The sequence below is a fragment of the Chloroflexota bacterium genome, assembly GCA_016235055.1.
Classification (GTDB): domain Bacteria; phylum Chloroflexota; class Anaerolineae; order JACRMK01; family JACRMK01; genus JACRMK01.
The window spans coordinates 157,018-170,237 of sequence record JACRMK010000007.1 but is presented as its reverse complement, the minus strand read 5'-3'; the positions used below and the strand labels follow the sequence as shown (position 1 = coordinate 170,237).

Sequence of the window (13,220 nt, the reverse complement as noted above, 5' to 3'; positions counted from 1 at the left end):
ATCTCGCCCCCTCCCAACGAAGTTGGGAGGGGGTCGGGGGGAGGGCAACGCCGCTTTCTTGGCGAGCCAGCATGCGTGACAAGCACCAGGGGGCCAGTTCATAGCAAGCCGGCATTGGAAAGTACCCGCCCAAGGCCAAAATGAGAATTGCTGATCCCGGAGGGACTTGTGGTTTCTAGCGCGCTGTGCAGCATAAACGGGCACGGGCGCAAAAGCATCATTGCGAGACGGCGTTAGCCGCCGAAGCAATCGCATGATTCGTGACATTGAGACAGCGAAGCGGTGCTTCAGCATTGCTTCGCGCCCTGTGGGGGCCGCTCGGGAACTTCGACACGCGAGGTTGTCATGCCGGCATGTCGTTAGCCGGCATCCACGCCAGCATCTGGCGCGCATGCTGGCCCGTGTTGCGCCCGCTTGGATTCCGGCCTTCGCCGGAATGACGGCTTGGATATTCGGCGCATGAGTTTGTGCACTCACGCATCCTGCGCGGCGGGATGGAATTCTCGCAATGACAGCCCCACGGGGCAGAGCATTTGCGTATCAGATACTTCTAATTAGACGCCTTAGTTCTGCGAGAACGGGCCGATCTTGCCGCCGGCCGCTCGTTTGCGCGACTGCTTGACGGCAGCCAGCAGGTGCAGGTGCTTGATCTCGCGGGGCAGGCGGGCGGCTTCCTCGCACAGGATCGCCTCAAGTGATTCGGCGGCGAGCAGGCGCTGCTTGACGCTGTTATCGGCTTCCAGCGCGGCGGCCACGGCGTACGCCAGTCCGGCCTCGTCATCGGGCACCTGCGCGGTGTTAAACTCGCCCGTGACGATCTGGGCCATCGCCGCCATATAGTCCGCGAACAGCCGGCGCACCCGCGCGGCCGTCTCGGCCACCTGCGCCGGCTCGCCCAGCGCGTGCGGTTCCAGCTCGACCCGGCCGACGAGGTACGGGCGCTGGCGCACCACCTCCATCAGCCGGAAGCGCTGCCGTCCGCTGGCGATGATGTTCATGCGGCCTTCCAGCAGCTTCTCGACGCCGATGACGTGCGCGGTCGTGCCGATGTCGTACGGCTCTGCCGGCATGCCGACCTCGCTGCCTTCGCGGATCAGGACGACGCCGAACGGCGACTCTGCGGCGATGCAACGACCGATCATTTGCTTGTAGCGTTCCTCGAAGATGTGCAGGGCCAGCGGCATCTGCGGGAACAGCACCGTGTTCAACGGAAACAGCGGCAATTCCATCATGGTAGTTGCTAGTCACTAGCTGCTAGTCGTTAGTTGGTAGTCGCCAGCGCCACGGAACTATCGAGCCTGCACTGGCGTCTTGTTAGTGATGCCTAAAGTGTACGGCGCTCCGCGCCGCGTGCATTCCCGGCCGCTAGCTACTAGCCGCTAGCTGCTAGTCGCTAGTTGCCAGTCGCTAGCCGCTAATCGCTAATTGCTAGTTGCTAGCCGCTAATTGCTGGTTTGACGCCGCCCATGCGCGGTGATAGCATTTCGTATGCGTTCCAATACCCCGCAAGACCCCAATTTGCAGGAACTGTATGAGTATCGCGGCGAGCCAGTCGGCTGCGGCTACCAGTCGGCGCGGCTGTTCTTTGCCGGCGTCGCACTGTTTGTCGGCCTGTTCTTCGTCGGTTCGTGCGGGGCGCTGTTTGGCTACTTCGCCATCGCGCGCGACCTGCCGCCGGCCAGCGAACTGCGCCAGCGCGCCTCGTCGTTCAACTCGACACGCATCCTGGACCGCAAGGGTCGCCTGATATACGAGTTGAACGACCCCGACACCGGCCGGCGCATCGCCGTGCCGATCCAGCAGATCCCGCCCGTCTTGATCCAGGCCACGCTGGCCACCGAAGACCCGTCGTTTTACACCAACCCTGGCTTCGACGTGATCGGTATCGCGCGCGTGCTGTATAACGTGCTGATCCGCGGGCGCGAGATCGGGGGCAGCACCATCACCCAGCAGCTCATCAAGAACGTCTACAAGCAGAGCGAACGGACGGCCGAGCGCAAAGCGCGCGAGATCATCCTGGCGCAGGAGTTGACGCGCACCTACCCCAAAGACACGATCCTGGAAATCTATCTGAACGAGATTTTCTACGGCAACTTTGCCTACGGCATCGAGGCGGCCGCGCAGACCTACTTCGGCAAGAGCGCGCGCGACCTGACGCTGGCTGAGGCGTCGTTCCTGGCCGGCTTGCCGCAAGCGCCGGCGCTGTGGGACCCGTACGACAACTTCGACGACGCCAAAGAGCGCCAGCGGCAGGTGCTGAACCTGATGGTGCAGCACGAGGTAGTCATCAACGCCAACGGTGACAGGCGAGTGCTGACCATCGAGGAAGCGACCAAGGCGTACGAGACACCGCTGAAGCTGGTGCCGCCAAAGATGGTCACCAAGATTCAGGCGCCGCACTTCGTCTACTACGCGCGCCAGCAACTGGAAGACAAGTTCGGCGCGCAGAACCTCTACAAGCTCGGGCTGGTCGTCACGACCACGATCGACCTCGACTGGCAGGCCGCCGCGGAGCGCATCGCCAAGACGCAACTGGACAAGCTGAAGGCGCAGAACGCGACCAACACGGCGCTCGTCGCCATGGACGCCGGCACCGGCGACGTGCTGGCGATGCTGGGCAGCATCGACTTCGACAGCAAGGAGATCGGCGGGCAGCTGAACGTGGCGTTGCGGCCGCGCCAGCCCGGCTCGTCGATCAAGCCGGTCACCTACATCGCCGCCTTCGAGAAAGGCTGGACGCCGGCGACGCCGATCCTCGACAACAAGACGATCTTTGCGACCAGGCCGCAGGCGTACGAGCCGCGCAACTACGACGACAAGTATCACGGGCTGGTCACCGTGCGCGACGCGCTGGCCAACTCGTACAATATTCCGGCCGTCAAGACGCTCGATTTCGTCGGCGTGCCCGATATGATCAAGATGGCGGAGAAGCTCGGCATCCGCTCGCTGTCGGGCAAGAACTACGACAACAACTATCTCTCGCTGACGCTCGGCGGCGGCGAGGTCACGCTGATGGAGCTGACCGGCGCGTACGGTGTGTTCGCCAACGGCGGCAGGCGGGTCGCGCCGCGCGTCATCGTGAAGATCACGGACGGCGCCGGCAAGCCGGTGGCGTGGGAACAGGCCGCGCCGGTCGACGCGGTGCGGCCGCAACTGGCCTACCAGATCACCGACATTCTGAAGGACAACGCGGCGCGCACGCCGATGTTCGGTACGAACTCGGTGCTGAAGCTGTCGCGCCCGGCGGCGGTCAAGACCGGCACCACTAACGACTACCACGACAACTGGACGATCGGCTACACGGCCGACGGGCTGGTGGTCGGCGTGTGGGTCGGCAACAACAACAACTCGGCGATGAAGGGCACGTCAGGCGTGGCGGGCGCCGCGCCAATCTGGCGCGACTTTGTGGAAGAAGCGCTGAAGAACACTCCGGCCAAGGAGTTTGCCGTTCCGGCCGATATCGCGCGCCGCGACATCTGCGTCGACACCGGCTTCCTGGCGACCGAGCAGTGCCCGCGCAAGCGCAGCGAGGTCTTCTATGCGCCGACGCTGGACAAGGTCGAGCGCGCCGACTTCGTCTATCGCACGTACGCCGCCGACAAGTTGACCGGCCAGCCGTATGACAGCCGCTGTCCGCCCAACGTGCGCGAAGATCGCCCGGTGACGGCGTTCGTCGACGAGGAATTCCGCAAGTGGGCGCAGGCCGCCTGGCAGTTCCGGGCCGGCTACAGCGCGGCGAACTTCTACCCCGGCGACGACCTGCGCGAATGGGCGCTTGCGCGTAATCTGGCGCAGCCGCCCAAGGCGCTGACGATCGCGCTCACTGAACCGGCGATTGACGGCGCGGTGCAGGGGCTGGTCAATCTGATCGGCTCGGTGGACATTCCCGATTTCGCGTCATACTACACGGAGTTTGGCGTCGGTCCCGACCCGATCGGCTGGGGCGCCGTCACGCCGCCGAACGGCACGCTGGTGCGCAACAGCGTGCTGGCGCAATGGGATTCGACGAAGGCGCCAAACGGGCAGTACTCGCTGCGCGTGGTGGCGACGGACAAGAAAGGCAACAAGACCGCCGCGTGTACGCGCGTCATGGTGGCGAACGCCGATACGCCGACGCCGGAACCGAGCGCGACGCCGACCGTTACCGCGACGCCGACGCCGCGCCCGACCGGCACGATTACGCCGACCCCGACGGCGACCGCCACCGGCACGGCAACGCCGACCGTGCGGCCATCCGTCACGGCGACCCCCACGCCGACGCTGACCCCTACGCGCGGACCGACGAGCACGCCGACGCCAACCAGCATCCTGCCGACCCTCATCGGGCCGAAGGCGACCTCCACCCTGCGCCCGTCGCAAACGCCGCGGCCGTAGGGCGGTACCCGCACGCAAGCGCACCAGCCGGTTGGCGACCCGAAAGGTTTTGGAAACCCTTCGGGTCTTTTGTTGCCCACCGTGCTATCTGTCGCGCGTCCCGCCGGGAATGGGACGAATGCCCCATGCGGACCGCGGCCGCATATGATACGCTCAAGGGCGCAGGCAGTTGCGTCCATGCGTGGTACGGCACTGAAAGGAGACCGCCATGCCGAATATTGTCCGCTGGGATCCATTCAATGAGATGACGACATTGCGCGACGCGTTTGACCGCGTGGTCGACGAGGCCTTCCTGGCCCCGCGCTGGATCACGCCGCTGCGCGAGGGCCTGTTCGATATGATCGCGATCGATTTGATCGAGCAGGACGACGCACTGGTCGTCAAGGCGTCGGTGCCCGGGTTCAAACCCGACGAGATCGACATCAGCGTGGTTGACAACATGCTGACGATCAAGGGCGAAACCCGGACGGAGAAGACCGAGAAGAAAGAAGAGAAGCCTAACTTCCTGCTGCGCGAGCGGCGCTTCGGCCTCGTTCATCGCCGTGTGCGTCTGCCGGCGATGGTGGAAGCCGACAAGGCACGCGCGGAGTTCGAGAACGGCGTGCTGACGCTGACGCTGCCGAAAGCTGAGGCCGTGAAGGCGAAGCACATCAAGGTGCTGGCGAAATCGTCCATCAGCTAGGAACGCAGGCTGCCCCGAAACGCACACACGCCGGCCCCGTGAGGCCGGCGTGTGGATTATACCTGTATCGTGTCAGAGCGCGTCAGACAATCGCCTCGACGCGCTTGAGGTTCGGGAAGAACGGCTTGACGGTGCCCTCGATCCAGCCGTGCAGCGTCACATCCGAAAGCGCGCAGCCGATGCAGTGGCCCTTGAGCCGCACCTTGAGCGTTTCGCCGTCGAACGAGATAATCTCGACTGATCCGCCGTGGAACAGTTCCATGTAACCGGCGATGTTATCGATAAGCGCCTTCATGCGCTCGCCATCGCTCACCGGTGTGGGGGTAGTGGTCGTCACGGTGCCCTCCTTGCGGGTCGCTAAAGTAAATGGGCGCGTGGCTGCTTGTGCCCCGCTGCGTAATATCTTAGCACAGTTTCCCGCACCGCCCGGGTCACGCAGACTTGTGCGGTGCCAGTTGTGTTATGCCGGCTGCGGCACGGTACGCGTACGGCGCGGCCAGCTGAAGCTGCCGAGCACCGACAGCACCAGCGCTGCCAGTCCGAGATAGGCCAGCCAGTCGCCGGTCTGCGTGTAGAACGTGCCCGGCTGGGCGGCCAGCGGCACGTCGGCGATCAGCACCTTCTGCTCGCGCTCGTCCCATTTCGTCGATGCGACCACGCGGCCGTACGGGTCGATGATGACCGAGCCGACGCGCCAGTCGGCGCGCACGATCGCCACCCGGTTTTCCGCCGCGCGGAAGATCGACTGAGTGTAGAAGCCCCATGCACCTTCCGGCCAGTCATGGTTTGATGACGTCAGCAGCCCGGCGTTCAGGCTGGCCAGCCGCGATGCAACATCAGTGTAGGCGTTGTCATAGCAGGTGAAGTTGCTCAGGCCGCCAAACGGCGTCTGGTAGACCGGGTATTGGCCCGCCGTGATCGAGTACTCGCCGATGTACCAGATTGGATGGTTCTTCGCATACGGGCCGAGCCACTCACCCTGCGGCGTCGCCGTGTAGACCTCGTTGCGCGAGTTCGGATCGTTCCACAAGTAGAACGTGAACGTGATGTACGCGCCGGTCTCTTTGGCGATGCGCGTGGCGCGGCTGACCAGCCAGAGGTTCTGCGCCGGGTCCACCCACAGCGCCGCTTCCGGCAGCGCGATCACCTTCGCGCCCTGCGCGGCCGCCTCGCGGATCTTCGGCTCGAAGTCGTCGAGCACCACCTCGCTCAGCGGACGCCACTCCCACGTGTTGACCGCCTCGCCCCAGTACTTGTACCAGCGAGTGCTGTCGCCGAGATCCTCGCCCATCTGGATCGCCGCCACGCGCACGGTCGGCCCCGGCGCCGGCGTGCCGATCAGTGCCAAGCCGAGCAGATGCCCCGCGAGCGCCACCGCCAGCGCCGCGACCGCCCAGCGCGTCTGCCGCGCGACCGCCTGCGCCAGATCGGCGTCGAGCCGCACGCGGCGCAGAACCAGCAGCGCCAGCGCATAGTTGGCGGCGACGACGATCAGCCCGACCAGCCACTGCCCGCCGAGCGTGGACAGTTGAATCAGCGGGATGTTCGCGTGCTGGGTGGCCGGCAGGCGCGCCCAGCCCTGCCCCAACTGCACCAGCACGCGCAACTGCTCCAGACCCATCCACGCCAGCGCCGGGCCGATGATGAAGTAGCGCAGCCCCGTGCGGCGGTGGAGCGCGAACGAGCCGGCCGGCAGGCCAACGAGGTACAGCAGATAGCAGACGAGCGCGACGGCTGGCACGACGTACCCGATCGCCGGGATCGGCAGGCCGACCATGGTCTCGATGCCGGTCGGCAGTTCCGGTGGGAAGACGTGCATGAACACCAGCGCATAGACGACGAACAGCATCAACGCCTGGTACAGGTTCGGCCAGTTGACACGCGACGGCCGCGCGCCCGGCGCGGGCGCGTAGCGGAACTGCGCGATAATCATCGGCACGAGCGCGACCCAGGCCAGCACACCGAGATCAAACGGCGGGAATGACAGGTACAACAGCATGCCGGAGAGGATCGCCAGTGCGAGGCCGGCGACCTGCGGCGCGCGATTGCGCCGCCACAAGAACAGCAAGACCAGCGCCGCGAGCAGGACGGCAAAAAGCCCGGACAGTTCGCCGGGCACCAGCACGGTGTAATATTGATCTTCGCCGCCGCCATGCGCCAGCGCCGCGGCCGGCAGCAACGCAACCAGGCCGGCAAACAACAGCACGACTTTCTTCATAGTACCCCGCAAAACCACGAGACCCTTCGGGTCTCAAAGACCCGAAGGGTCTGATCCAGTCTAGACGACGCCCGACATGCCGCCGTCCACGTTCACGCTCGCGCCGGTCACGTATGACGCAGCGTCTGAGGCGAGGAAGACGATGACGTTGGCCGCCTCTCCCGTCTCGCCAATGCGGCCGAGCGGAACGTTCTTGCCCAACTGCGCGTAGTGCTCGTCCACCGGCACGCCGCGCCGGGTCGCGCCGCGCGCCATCTGACCGCTCTTGATCAGGCCGACGCAGACCGTGTTGACGAGGATCTTGTCTGCCGCCAGGTCTTTCGAGAGCGCCTTGGTCAGCGCGATGCCGGCCGCGCGGCTGACCGTCGTCGGCACCGACTTCGCGCCGGGCTGCTTGCCGCCCGTCATCGTGATATTGATGATGCGGCCGCCGCCCTGCTTCTTCATGTGCGGGATCGCCGCGCGCGACGCCCGGATCGCGCCGAACAGCTTCAGGTCCAGGTCCTGCTGCCACACCTCGTCGGTCACGGACTCGAACGCGCCGGCGTTGGACGTGCCGGCGTTGTTGACGAGAATATCCAGCCGCCCGAAGCGCGCGACCGTCTCCGCGACGAACCGTTCGATCTCCTCACGCTTCATCGCGTCGGCCACGACCGCCAGCACGTTGCCGTGCTTGCCAATCTCGTCGGCGGCCGCTTGCAGCACGTCCGGCCGCCGCGCGCAGATGGCGACGCTGGCGCCTTCTTGCGCGAGCCGGATGGCCGTCACGAGTCCGATGCCTTCGCTGCCGCCGGTGATAGCGGCCACTTTACCTTTAAGTCCGAGTTCCATGGCAGGCTCCTGTCAGGGGATGGCTTGACGTCAAGCGCGTGTGCAACAGTTCGATTCTACCACAGACGAGAAGGGGCGCGAACCGCGCCGCGCTTTTAATTGCCTTTCGACAGGCTCAGGGCGCAGTTGCATTAGAAACGTAATCGCCCTGGTCTACAGCGGGTGCTTGCCCAGCCACGCCTTGAAACGCTGCTCCAGCTCGTAAGCGATGTTCTCGTGCGGGCTGCTGCGCATGTATTCGAGCGGCTCGCGCATGACAAAGCGCTTGGCGATCGTCGCCGCGCTGAGGCCGAAATAGCTGACGAGGAACGCCGACGGCCCGGCGAGGTACTGGCCGACATGCACCATCTCGTGCACGTACGTCTCGATGCTCAACTCGCCGCGCACGAAGATGCTGTGGTCGAGCGTCATCGCCTCGGCGTCGGTCTGCAAGTCGAGGATCCAGCCGCCACGGTAATATTGCGGACTGCGCAGGACGCCGGGCAGCAGCAGCGCGCCGTCGGCCGGCTCGTCCTTCATGTACTCGACCAGCTTGGCCTGCCACTCCTTCGGCACGTCGATCGGCGACGCCGACGCGATATTGGTCTGCACGACCGTGATGAAAATCTGCGCCAGCGGGTTGAGCAGGTTGCGCATGCGGTCTTCGCCGGTGCGCAGCAGGTCGGCCGCCTCGCCGAGCCAGCCGGCCACGCCGCCGGTCGCGGACGTCGTGCCGCTGACCATGCCCGCGGTGGTGCCGCCGAGCGCGCCCTTCGCGCCGGCCGGCCCCATCGCCTGCGCCGCGACGCGCTGGACGTACTGGTTGCCGACGTCGTTCTGCATGCGGTAGAGCATGCGCTCGCGCGTGCCGTCGTCGGCGCGGTACAGCGCCGAGACCACGCTCGACGGTGCCGGGTTCGAGCCGCGGATGAACGCCTCGCTGACGGGATCGGCGTCGGTCTCGCCGGGCGCGTCGTGAGTGTCCGGCCGCCGGTGGACGGCTGGATCCTGGTCGCCACGGCGCTTGCGACGCCGGCGCACACGGTACAGTTCGGTGGACATCGCTACTCCGGGGTTATGTATCACGCTCGTGCAGTCTCATCATACCGCGCTGTATCACGGCACGCAAGCGCTATGCGCTGTCCACCGCCCTACCCATTGGCGCACTTGCACAGGAATGGAGCCGGATACACTCTCATCTTCCTTTAGCCTGCTTATCAGGAAATTGTCACGCGATTCAATTAGCATTGCTAATGTATTGGCGAGAGGACGCCCGCTTGCCGGGCCCGGTGAGCGAGCGCGGTAGATAAAAGAGCAGGCAGTCGTACACCGTTCGTCTACGATTCTCATGGGAGGGAATCAAACATGCACAAGAATCTTACACTGTCAGCCAAAGTTGCGGCCGCCATGAGTGGCGCCGCCATGATCGTCGCCACGTTTGCGGGACACGCACTGGCCGCCAGCCCGGCACCGGGGCTGCTGGTCAAGAACTACTGGGGCGCGCCAGCCACAATCAATATCGCGGACACGGAGTACACAGTGCCGTCAGACGGTCAACTGTTCATCGCGCTCGCGCCGGGTGAATATGACCTGTCGGTCAACGTGGACGGCGCGGACAATTCGGCGGACAGCGCGCAGGTGGAAATTCCGGCCAGCCAGGCAGTGCAGATGTCGTACGCGGCAACCGGTGTGTTCTTCGCGCCGCTGACGGCACCGGCCGCATCGACCCGGTCCGCAGCGAATCAGCCCGCAGGGCAGCCGCCGTCGTCGATCCAGCCGCCCAGCGCGCCGGTGCAGTCCACGACCACCCCGACCGCCAGGACCGGCGTGACAGTCCAGAACTACTTCGGCGATACGCTGACGTTCAACGTCATGGACACCGAGTACAGTGTGCCCGCCAACGGGCAACTGTTCATCGCGCTGGCGCCGGGTCAGTACACCTACTCGGCCAGCGTGGCCAGCACCGACGCGGGCACCCGCTCGGATACGCTGACGATCATGGCCGGCCAGACCGTTACGGTCGCCGACTACTAACAACACGGTTCGTGCCGCACGCGGAGGGCGACTGCCCGCCGCCGCACCGCCTGCCGAGGCAGGGGAAAACGACATCCGAGGCCATCATGAACCTCGGATGCCGTTTTGTCAATATTCACGGTGCGCGCGCGAAGCATCTTAAATCGGAAGGTTCCAAGACCATGCAGTGTACCACAGCAATTCGCATTTTGGAGTCGGCCGCCAATATGCCCCCTCATCCCCTGGCCCCTGCTCCCCCGCGCGCGCGGGGGAGCAGGGGGAAAAGCTAACGGGGAGGTGCGCGGCGGCGCAGCCGCCGCGCACCTCCCCTTAGAAAGTCGCCCCCTCCCAACTTTGTTGGGAGGGGGTCGGAGGGAGGGCAACGCCGCTTACTTGTCGAGCCAGCGTGCGTGACAAGCACCAGAGGGCCAAGTTCATAGCAAGCCGGCATCGGACAGTACGCGTCCAAAGCCAAATTGAGAATTGCTGAGTGTACCGGGCCTCTTGCATCGTCTATGGTACTGTGGTGCGCATCGTCGGCAACAGATGCAGCGCGCGCACAGCGTACCGTCTGGCGATGGCCTTGCCGTCGTGTTCAACATGACAACCAGTTGGTCGATGTGTAGCAAAAAGCGGCGGGGCTCATAAGCCTCGCCGCTTCGTCTTTGTTGCCGCGCGCTCGCCTACGCGTAGCGCCAGTCGTACGTCTTCTTGTAGCCGATGTCGGTGCTGAACGACGAGAAGAACTTCGCGCGCGCCTTGCTCAGCGGGTAGCGCCGGAACGTGCGCAGGCCGCGCTGTCCGATCGAGAGCGGGTTGTAAAGCTTCTTGCAGATCCAGTCGTAGCCGGCGAACAACTGCGCCGGCGTCATCTGCTTCGGCTGGAAAGTCACGTGCGAGACGTCGTACTTGCGCCAGCCGTCATTGCGCTGGTCGAACAGCCGGCCCTCGTCGATCAACTGCTGGCGCTGGGGCGTGCCGGGGTACGGCGTCAGGATCGTGACGCTGACCGAGTCCAGTTCGCTCTCGCGCACAAAGTCCCAGGTGTCCTGGAAGACTTTCGGCGTGTCGCCGTCGAAGCCGAAGACGAACAGGCCGACCACGCTCAAGCCGTGCGCGTGCATCGTCTTGATCGTGCGCTTGTACTCCTCGATCTTGCCGTGGCTCTTGCCGCCCAGCTCGCGGCTGTTCGCCATGTTCACCGACTCGAAGCCGATGAAGAACTTGTCGAGGTGCGCCTCGCGCGCCATGTCGAGCAGGTCCGGGTAGTTGCCGACCAGCAGCTCGGCCTGCGCCGTCCAGGAGTGCAGCTTCTCGCGGCGCAGCGTCTCGAACAGCTCGGCGCAGTAATCGGGATCGGTGCGGAAATTCAGGCCGAAGTTGTCGTCGGTCAGGAAGAAGCGCTTGAGGCGCCGGCGGCGAATCTCATCCACCACCTCCGGGATCGGCCGGTGGCGCATGATCTTGCCGCTGACGCGGATCGCCGTGCAGAACGAGCAGTTGCGCGGGCAACCGCGCGTGATTTCCAACATCGGCGTCCAGTAGTTGCGATGCTCGCCGACCATCTCAATCACGCGGTCGCTGATCGGCGCGACGCCCTTCAGGTCCGCCCACTCCTCGTCGGTGTAGCGCTTCTTCAGGCTGCCCTGGTCGAAGTCGTGGATGATCTGCGGCCAGGTGCGGTACGCCTCGCCGACAACGACCGCGTCGGCCCACTGCTCGACCTCGTCCGGCACGAGCGTGGCGTGCGTGCCACCCACGACCACTTTGGCGCCCTGCTGGTGTATAATCTGCGCGTGCTCTTTAACCTGGTCGATGCCGAGCGACATCGCTGACGCGCCGACCAGGTCGTTCGGCCCGAGCGTCTCCAGCGGCAGGCGCATCAGGTTCTCGTCCCAGATTTCAACCGGGATCGCGTCGGGCACCAGCGAGGCCAGACGCATCAGCGTGTATGGCGCACCGGCCGCCTTCATCAGAATGCGCCCGTCACGCTTCGGGTAAATCAGTACGACTCGTCGAATACTCATACAATCTCCCTTTACAACGTACAGACGATTGTAAGAGGCGGTATGTGGAATGTCAAATAGCGCTACGCTTCGGCTCAGCATCGGCATAGCAGGCGGCAAGCCGCTCGGCGACTATGTCGCGCTGGCGCGCATGGCCGAGGCGTACGGTTTTCACACCTTCAGCATCTTCGACGATCTGATGTTCAAGCCGGCGTGGCCGATCCTGTTCGCCGTCGCGCCGCACACGCAGACGATGCAGATCGGGCCGTCGGTCTGCAACCCGTACCTGGTACACCCGGCGATCCTGGCTGGCAACGCCGCTCTGCTCGACGAGCAGACCGGCGGGCGCGCCTATCTCGGTATTGGGCGCGGCGCGTTCCTCGATTTTGTCGGTGTTGAGCCGTCCCACCCGCTGACCGCCGTGCGCGAGGCCGTCGCGCTGATCCGGCGGCTGTGGTCCGCCGACCGCGCGCCGTTTGAGGGCAAGCTCTTCCGCGCGACGCCGGATGCCTACCTGCAATGGACGCCTCTGCGGCCGACGGTCCCGGTCATGATTGGCACCTGGGGCATGCAGATGTGCCGCCTGGCTGGCGCGATTGCGGACGAAGTGAAGGCCGGCAGCATGTGGAGCGCGGACTACGGCCGCCGGATGTGGGCCGCCATCGCGGACGGTGCGCGGGCGGCCGGGCGCGATCCGGGCGCGGTACGGCTCGTCTTTGGCCCGCTCACCTCGATCAGCGCGGATCGCGCCGAAGCGCGCGCCCATGCGCGGCGCACGCTGGCGTTCTATCTTCCGTACCTCGCGCCGATGCCGGAAGCGGTTGGCATCGGGCCGGACGTGGTAGCGGCGGTGCAGGCGGCGACAGCGCGCGGCGATTACGATGCGGCGGCCGTGCTCGTGCCCGACCTGGCGCTGGACAATTTTGCGCTTTGCGGCACGCCCAACGACGTCATCGAGAGCATCGAGCGGATGTGCGCGGAAACGCCGGTCGGGCGCGTCGAGTTTGGCATGCCGCACGGCCCGCGCGGCAGCGTCGAAGCGATTCACCTGCTCGGCAAGCATGTGCTACCGCATTTCAATAACAAAGCGATCCGCGAATAACGCGAATCTGCACTA

Annotated in this window: 10 protein-coding genes; 4 read left to right on the top strand and 6 right to left on the bottom strand. The window is 65.1% G+C overall.

Annotation, left to right across the window (positions count from 1 at the left end; translation table 11 throughout):
• Positions 1-563: 563 nt before the first annotated feature.
• Entirely contained in the window at positions 564-1,232 is a 669-nt protein-coding gene (locus HZB53_02165) for an LON peptidase substrate-binding domain-containing protein (GenBank protein ID MBI5876430.1), read from the bottom strand.
• 256 nt (positions 1,233-1,488) lie between these two features.
• Here HZB53_02165 and HZB53_02160 point away from each other — a divergent pair, with 256 nt between their 5' ends.
• Both HZB53_02160 and HZB53_02155 read left to right on the top strand, forming a co-directional pair.
• On the top strand, positions 1,489-4,374 hold the full coding sequence (locus HZB53_02160) for a PBP1A family penicillin-binding protein (GenBank protein MBI5876429.1): 2,886 nt from the start codon (positions 1,489-1,491) through the stop codon (positions 4,372-4,374).
• Positions 4,375-4,582: 208 nt separating this feature from the next.
• Positions 4,583-5,056, top strand: coding sequence for an Hsp20/alpha crystallin family protein (locus tag HZB53_02155; protein ID MBI5876428.1), 474 nt, complete (start codon positions 4,583-4,585; stop codon positions 5,054-5,056).
• 82 nt (positions 5,057-5,138) lie between these two features.
• On the opposite strand, the gene HZB53_02150 is transcribed toward HZB53_02155, so the two are convergent.
• The 4 genes from HZB53_02150 to HZB53_02135 form a co-directional block, all read right to left on the bottom strand.
• Complete coding sequence (locus HZB53_02150; protein ID MBI5876427.1) at positions 5,139-5,393, bottom strand: NifU family protein; 255 nt, start codon at positions 5,391-5,393, stop codon at positions 5,139-5,141.
• A 123-nt stretch (positions 5,394-5,516) separates the two neighbouring features.
• Positions 5,517-7,274, bottom strand: a complete 1,758-nt coding sequence (locus HZB53_02145) for a hypothetical protein (GenBank protein ID MBI5876426.1) — start codon at positions 7,272-7,274, stop codon at positions 5,517-5,519.
• A 60-nt stretch (positions 7,275-7,334) separates the two neighbouring features.
• A complete protein-coding gene (locus HZB53_02140) occupies positions 7,335-8,105 on the bottom strand; it encodes an SDR family oxidoreductase (GenBank protein ID MBI5876425.1) in 771 nt (256 codons plus the stop codon).
• A 153-nt stretch (positions 8,106-8,258) separates the two neighbouring features.
• Positions 8,259-9,146 (bottom strand): hypothetical protein, encoded by an 888-nt coding sequence (locus tag HZB53_02135; GenBank protein ID MBI5876424.1) that lies wholly within the window; start codon positions 9,144-9,146, stop codon positions 8,259-8,261.
• A 303-nt stretch (positions 9,147-9,449) separates the two neighbouring features.
• Here HZB53_02135 and HZB53_02130 point away from each other — a divergent pair, with 303 nt between their 5' ends.
• A complete protein-coding gene (locus HZB53_02130) occupies positions 9,450-10,118 on the top strand; it encodes a hypothetical protein (GenBank protein ID MBI5876423.1) in 669 nt (222 codons plus the stop codon).
• 662 nt (positions 10,119-10,780) lie between these two features.
• Here the strand turns inward: HZB53_02130 and HZB53_02125 are convergent.
• Positions 10,781-12,124 (bottom strand): B12-binding domain-containing radical SAM protein, encoded by a 1,344-nt coding sequence (locus HZB53_02125; GenBank protein MBI5876422.1) that lies wholly within the window; start codon positions 12,122-12,124, stop codon positions 10,781-10,783.
• Between the two features lie 49 nt (positions 12,125-12,173).
• Between HZB53_02125 and HZB53_02120 the strand changes: the two genes are divergently transcribed.
• Positions 12,174-13,205 (top strand): LLM class flavin-dependent oxidoreductase, encoded by a 1,032-nt coding sequence (locus HZB53_02120; protein MBI5876421.1) that lies wholly within the window; start codon positions 12,174-12,176, stop codon positions 13,203-13,205.
• Positions 13,206-13,220: the final 15 nt, after the last annotated feature.

Coding starts and splice junctions, on each gene's coding strand:
- HZB53_02155 (MBI5876428.1), top strand. CDS start 4,583: ATGCCGAATATTGTCCGCTGGGATCCATTCAATGAGATGACGACATTG.
- HZB53_02160 (MBI5876429.1), top strand. CDS start 1,489: ATGCGTTCCAATACCCCGCAAGACCCCAATTTGCAGGAACTGTATGAG.
- HZB53_02145 (MBI5876426.1), bottom strand. CDS start 7,274: ATGAAGAAAGTCGTGCTGTTGTTTGCCGGCCTGGTTGCGTTGCTGCCG.
- HZB53_02120 (MBI5876421.1), top strand. CDS start 12,174: ATGTCAAATAGCGCTACGCTTCGGCTCAGCATCGGCATAGCAGGCGGC.
- HZB53_02165 (MBI5876430.1), bottom strand. CDS start 1,232: ATGATGGAATTGCCGCTGTTTCCGTTGAACACGGTGCTGTTCCCGCAG.
- HZB53_02130 (MBI5876423.1), top strand. CDS start 9,450: ATGCACAAGAATCTTACACTGTCAGCCAAAGTTGCGGCCGCCATGAGT.
- HZB53_02125 (MBI5876422.1), bottom strand. CDS start 12,124: ATGAGTATTCGACGAGTCGTACTGATTTACCCGAAGCGTGACGGGCGC.
- HZB53_02135 (MBI5876424.1), bottom strand. CDS start 9,146: ATGTCCACCGAACTGTACCGTGTGCGCCGGCGTCGCAAGCGCCGTGGC.
- HZB53_02140 (MBI5876425.1), bottom strand. CDS start 8,105: ATGGAACTCGGACTTAAAGGTAAAGTGGCCGCTATCACCGGCGGCAGC.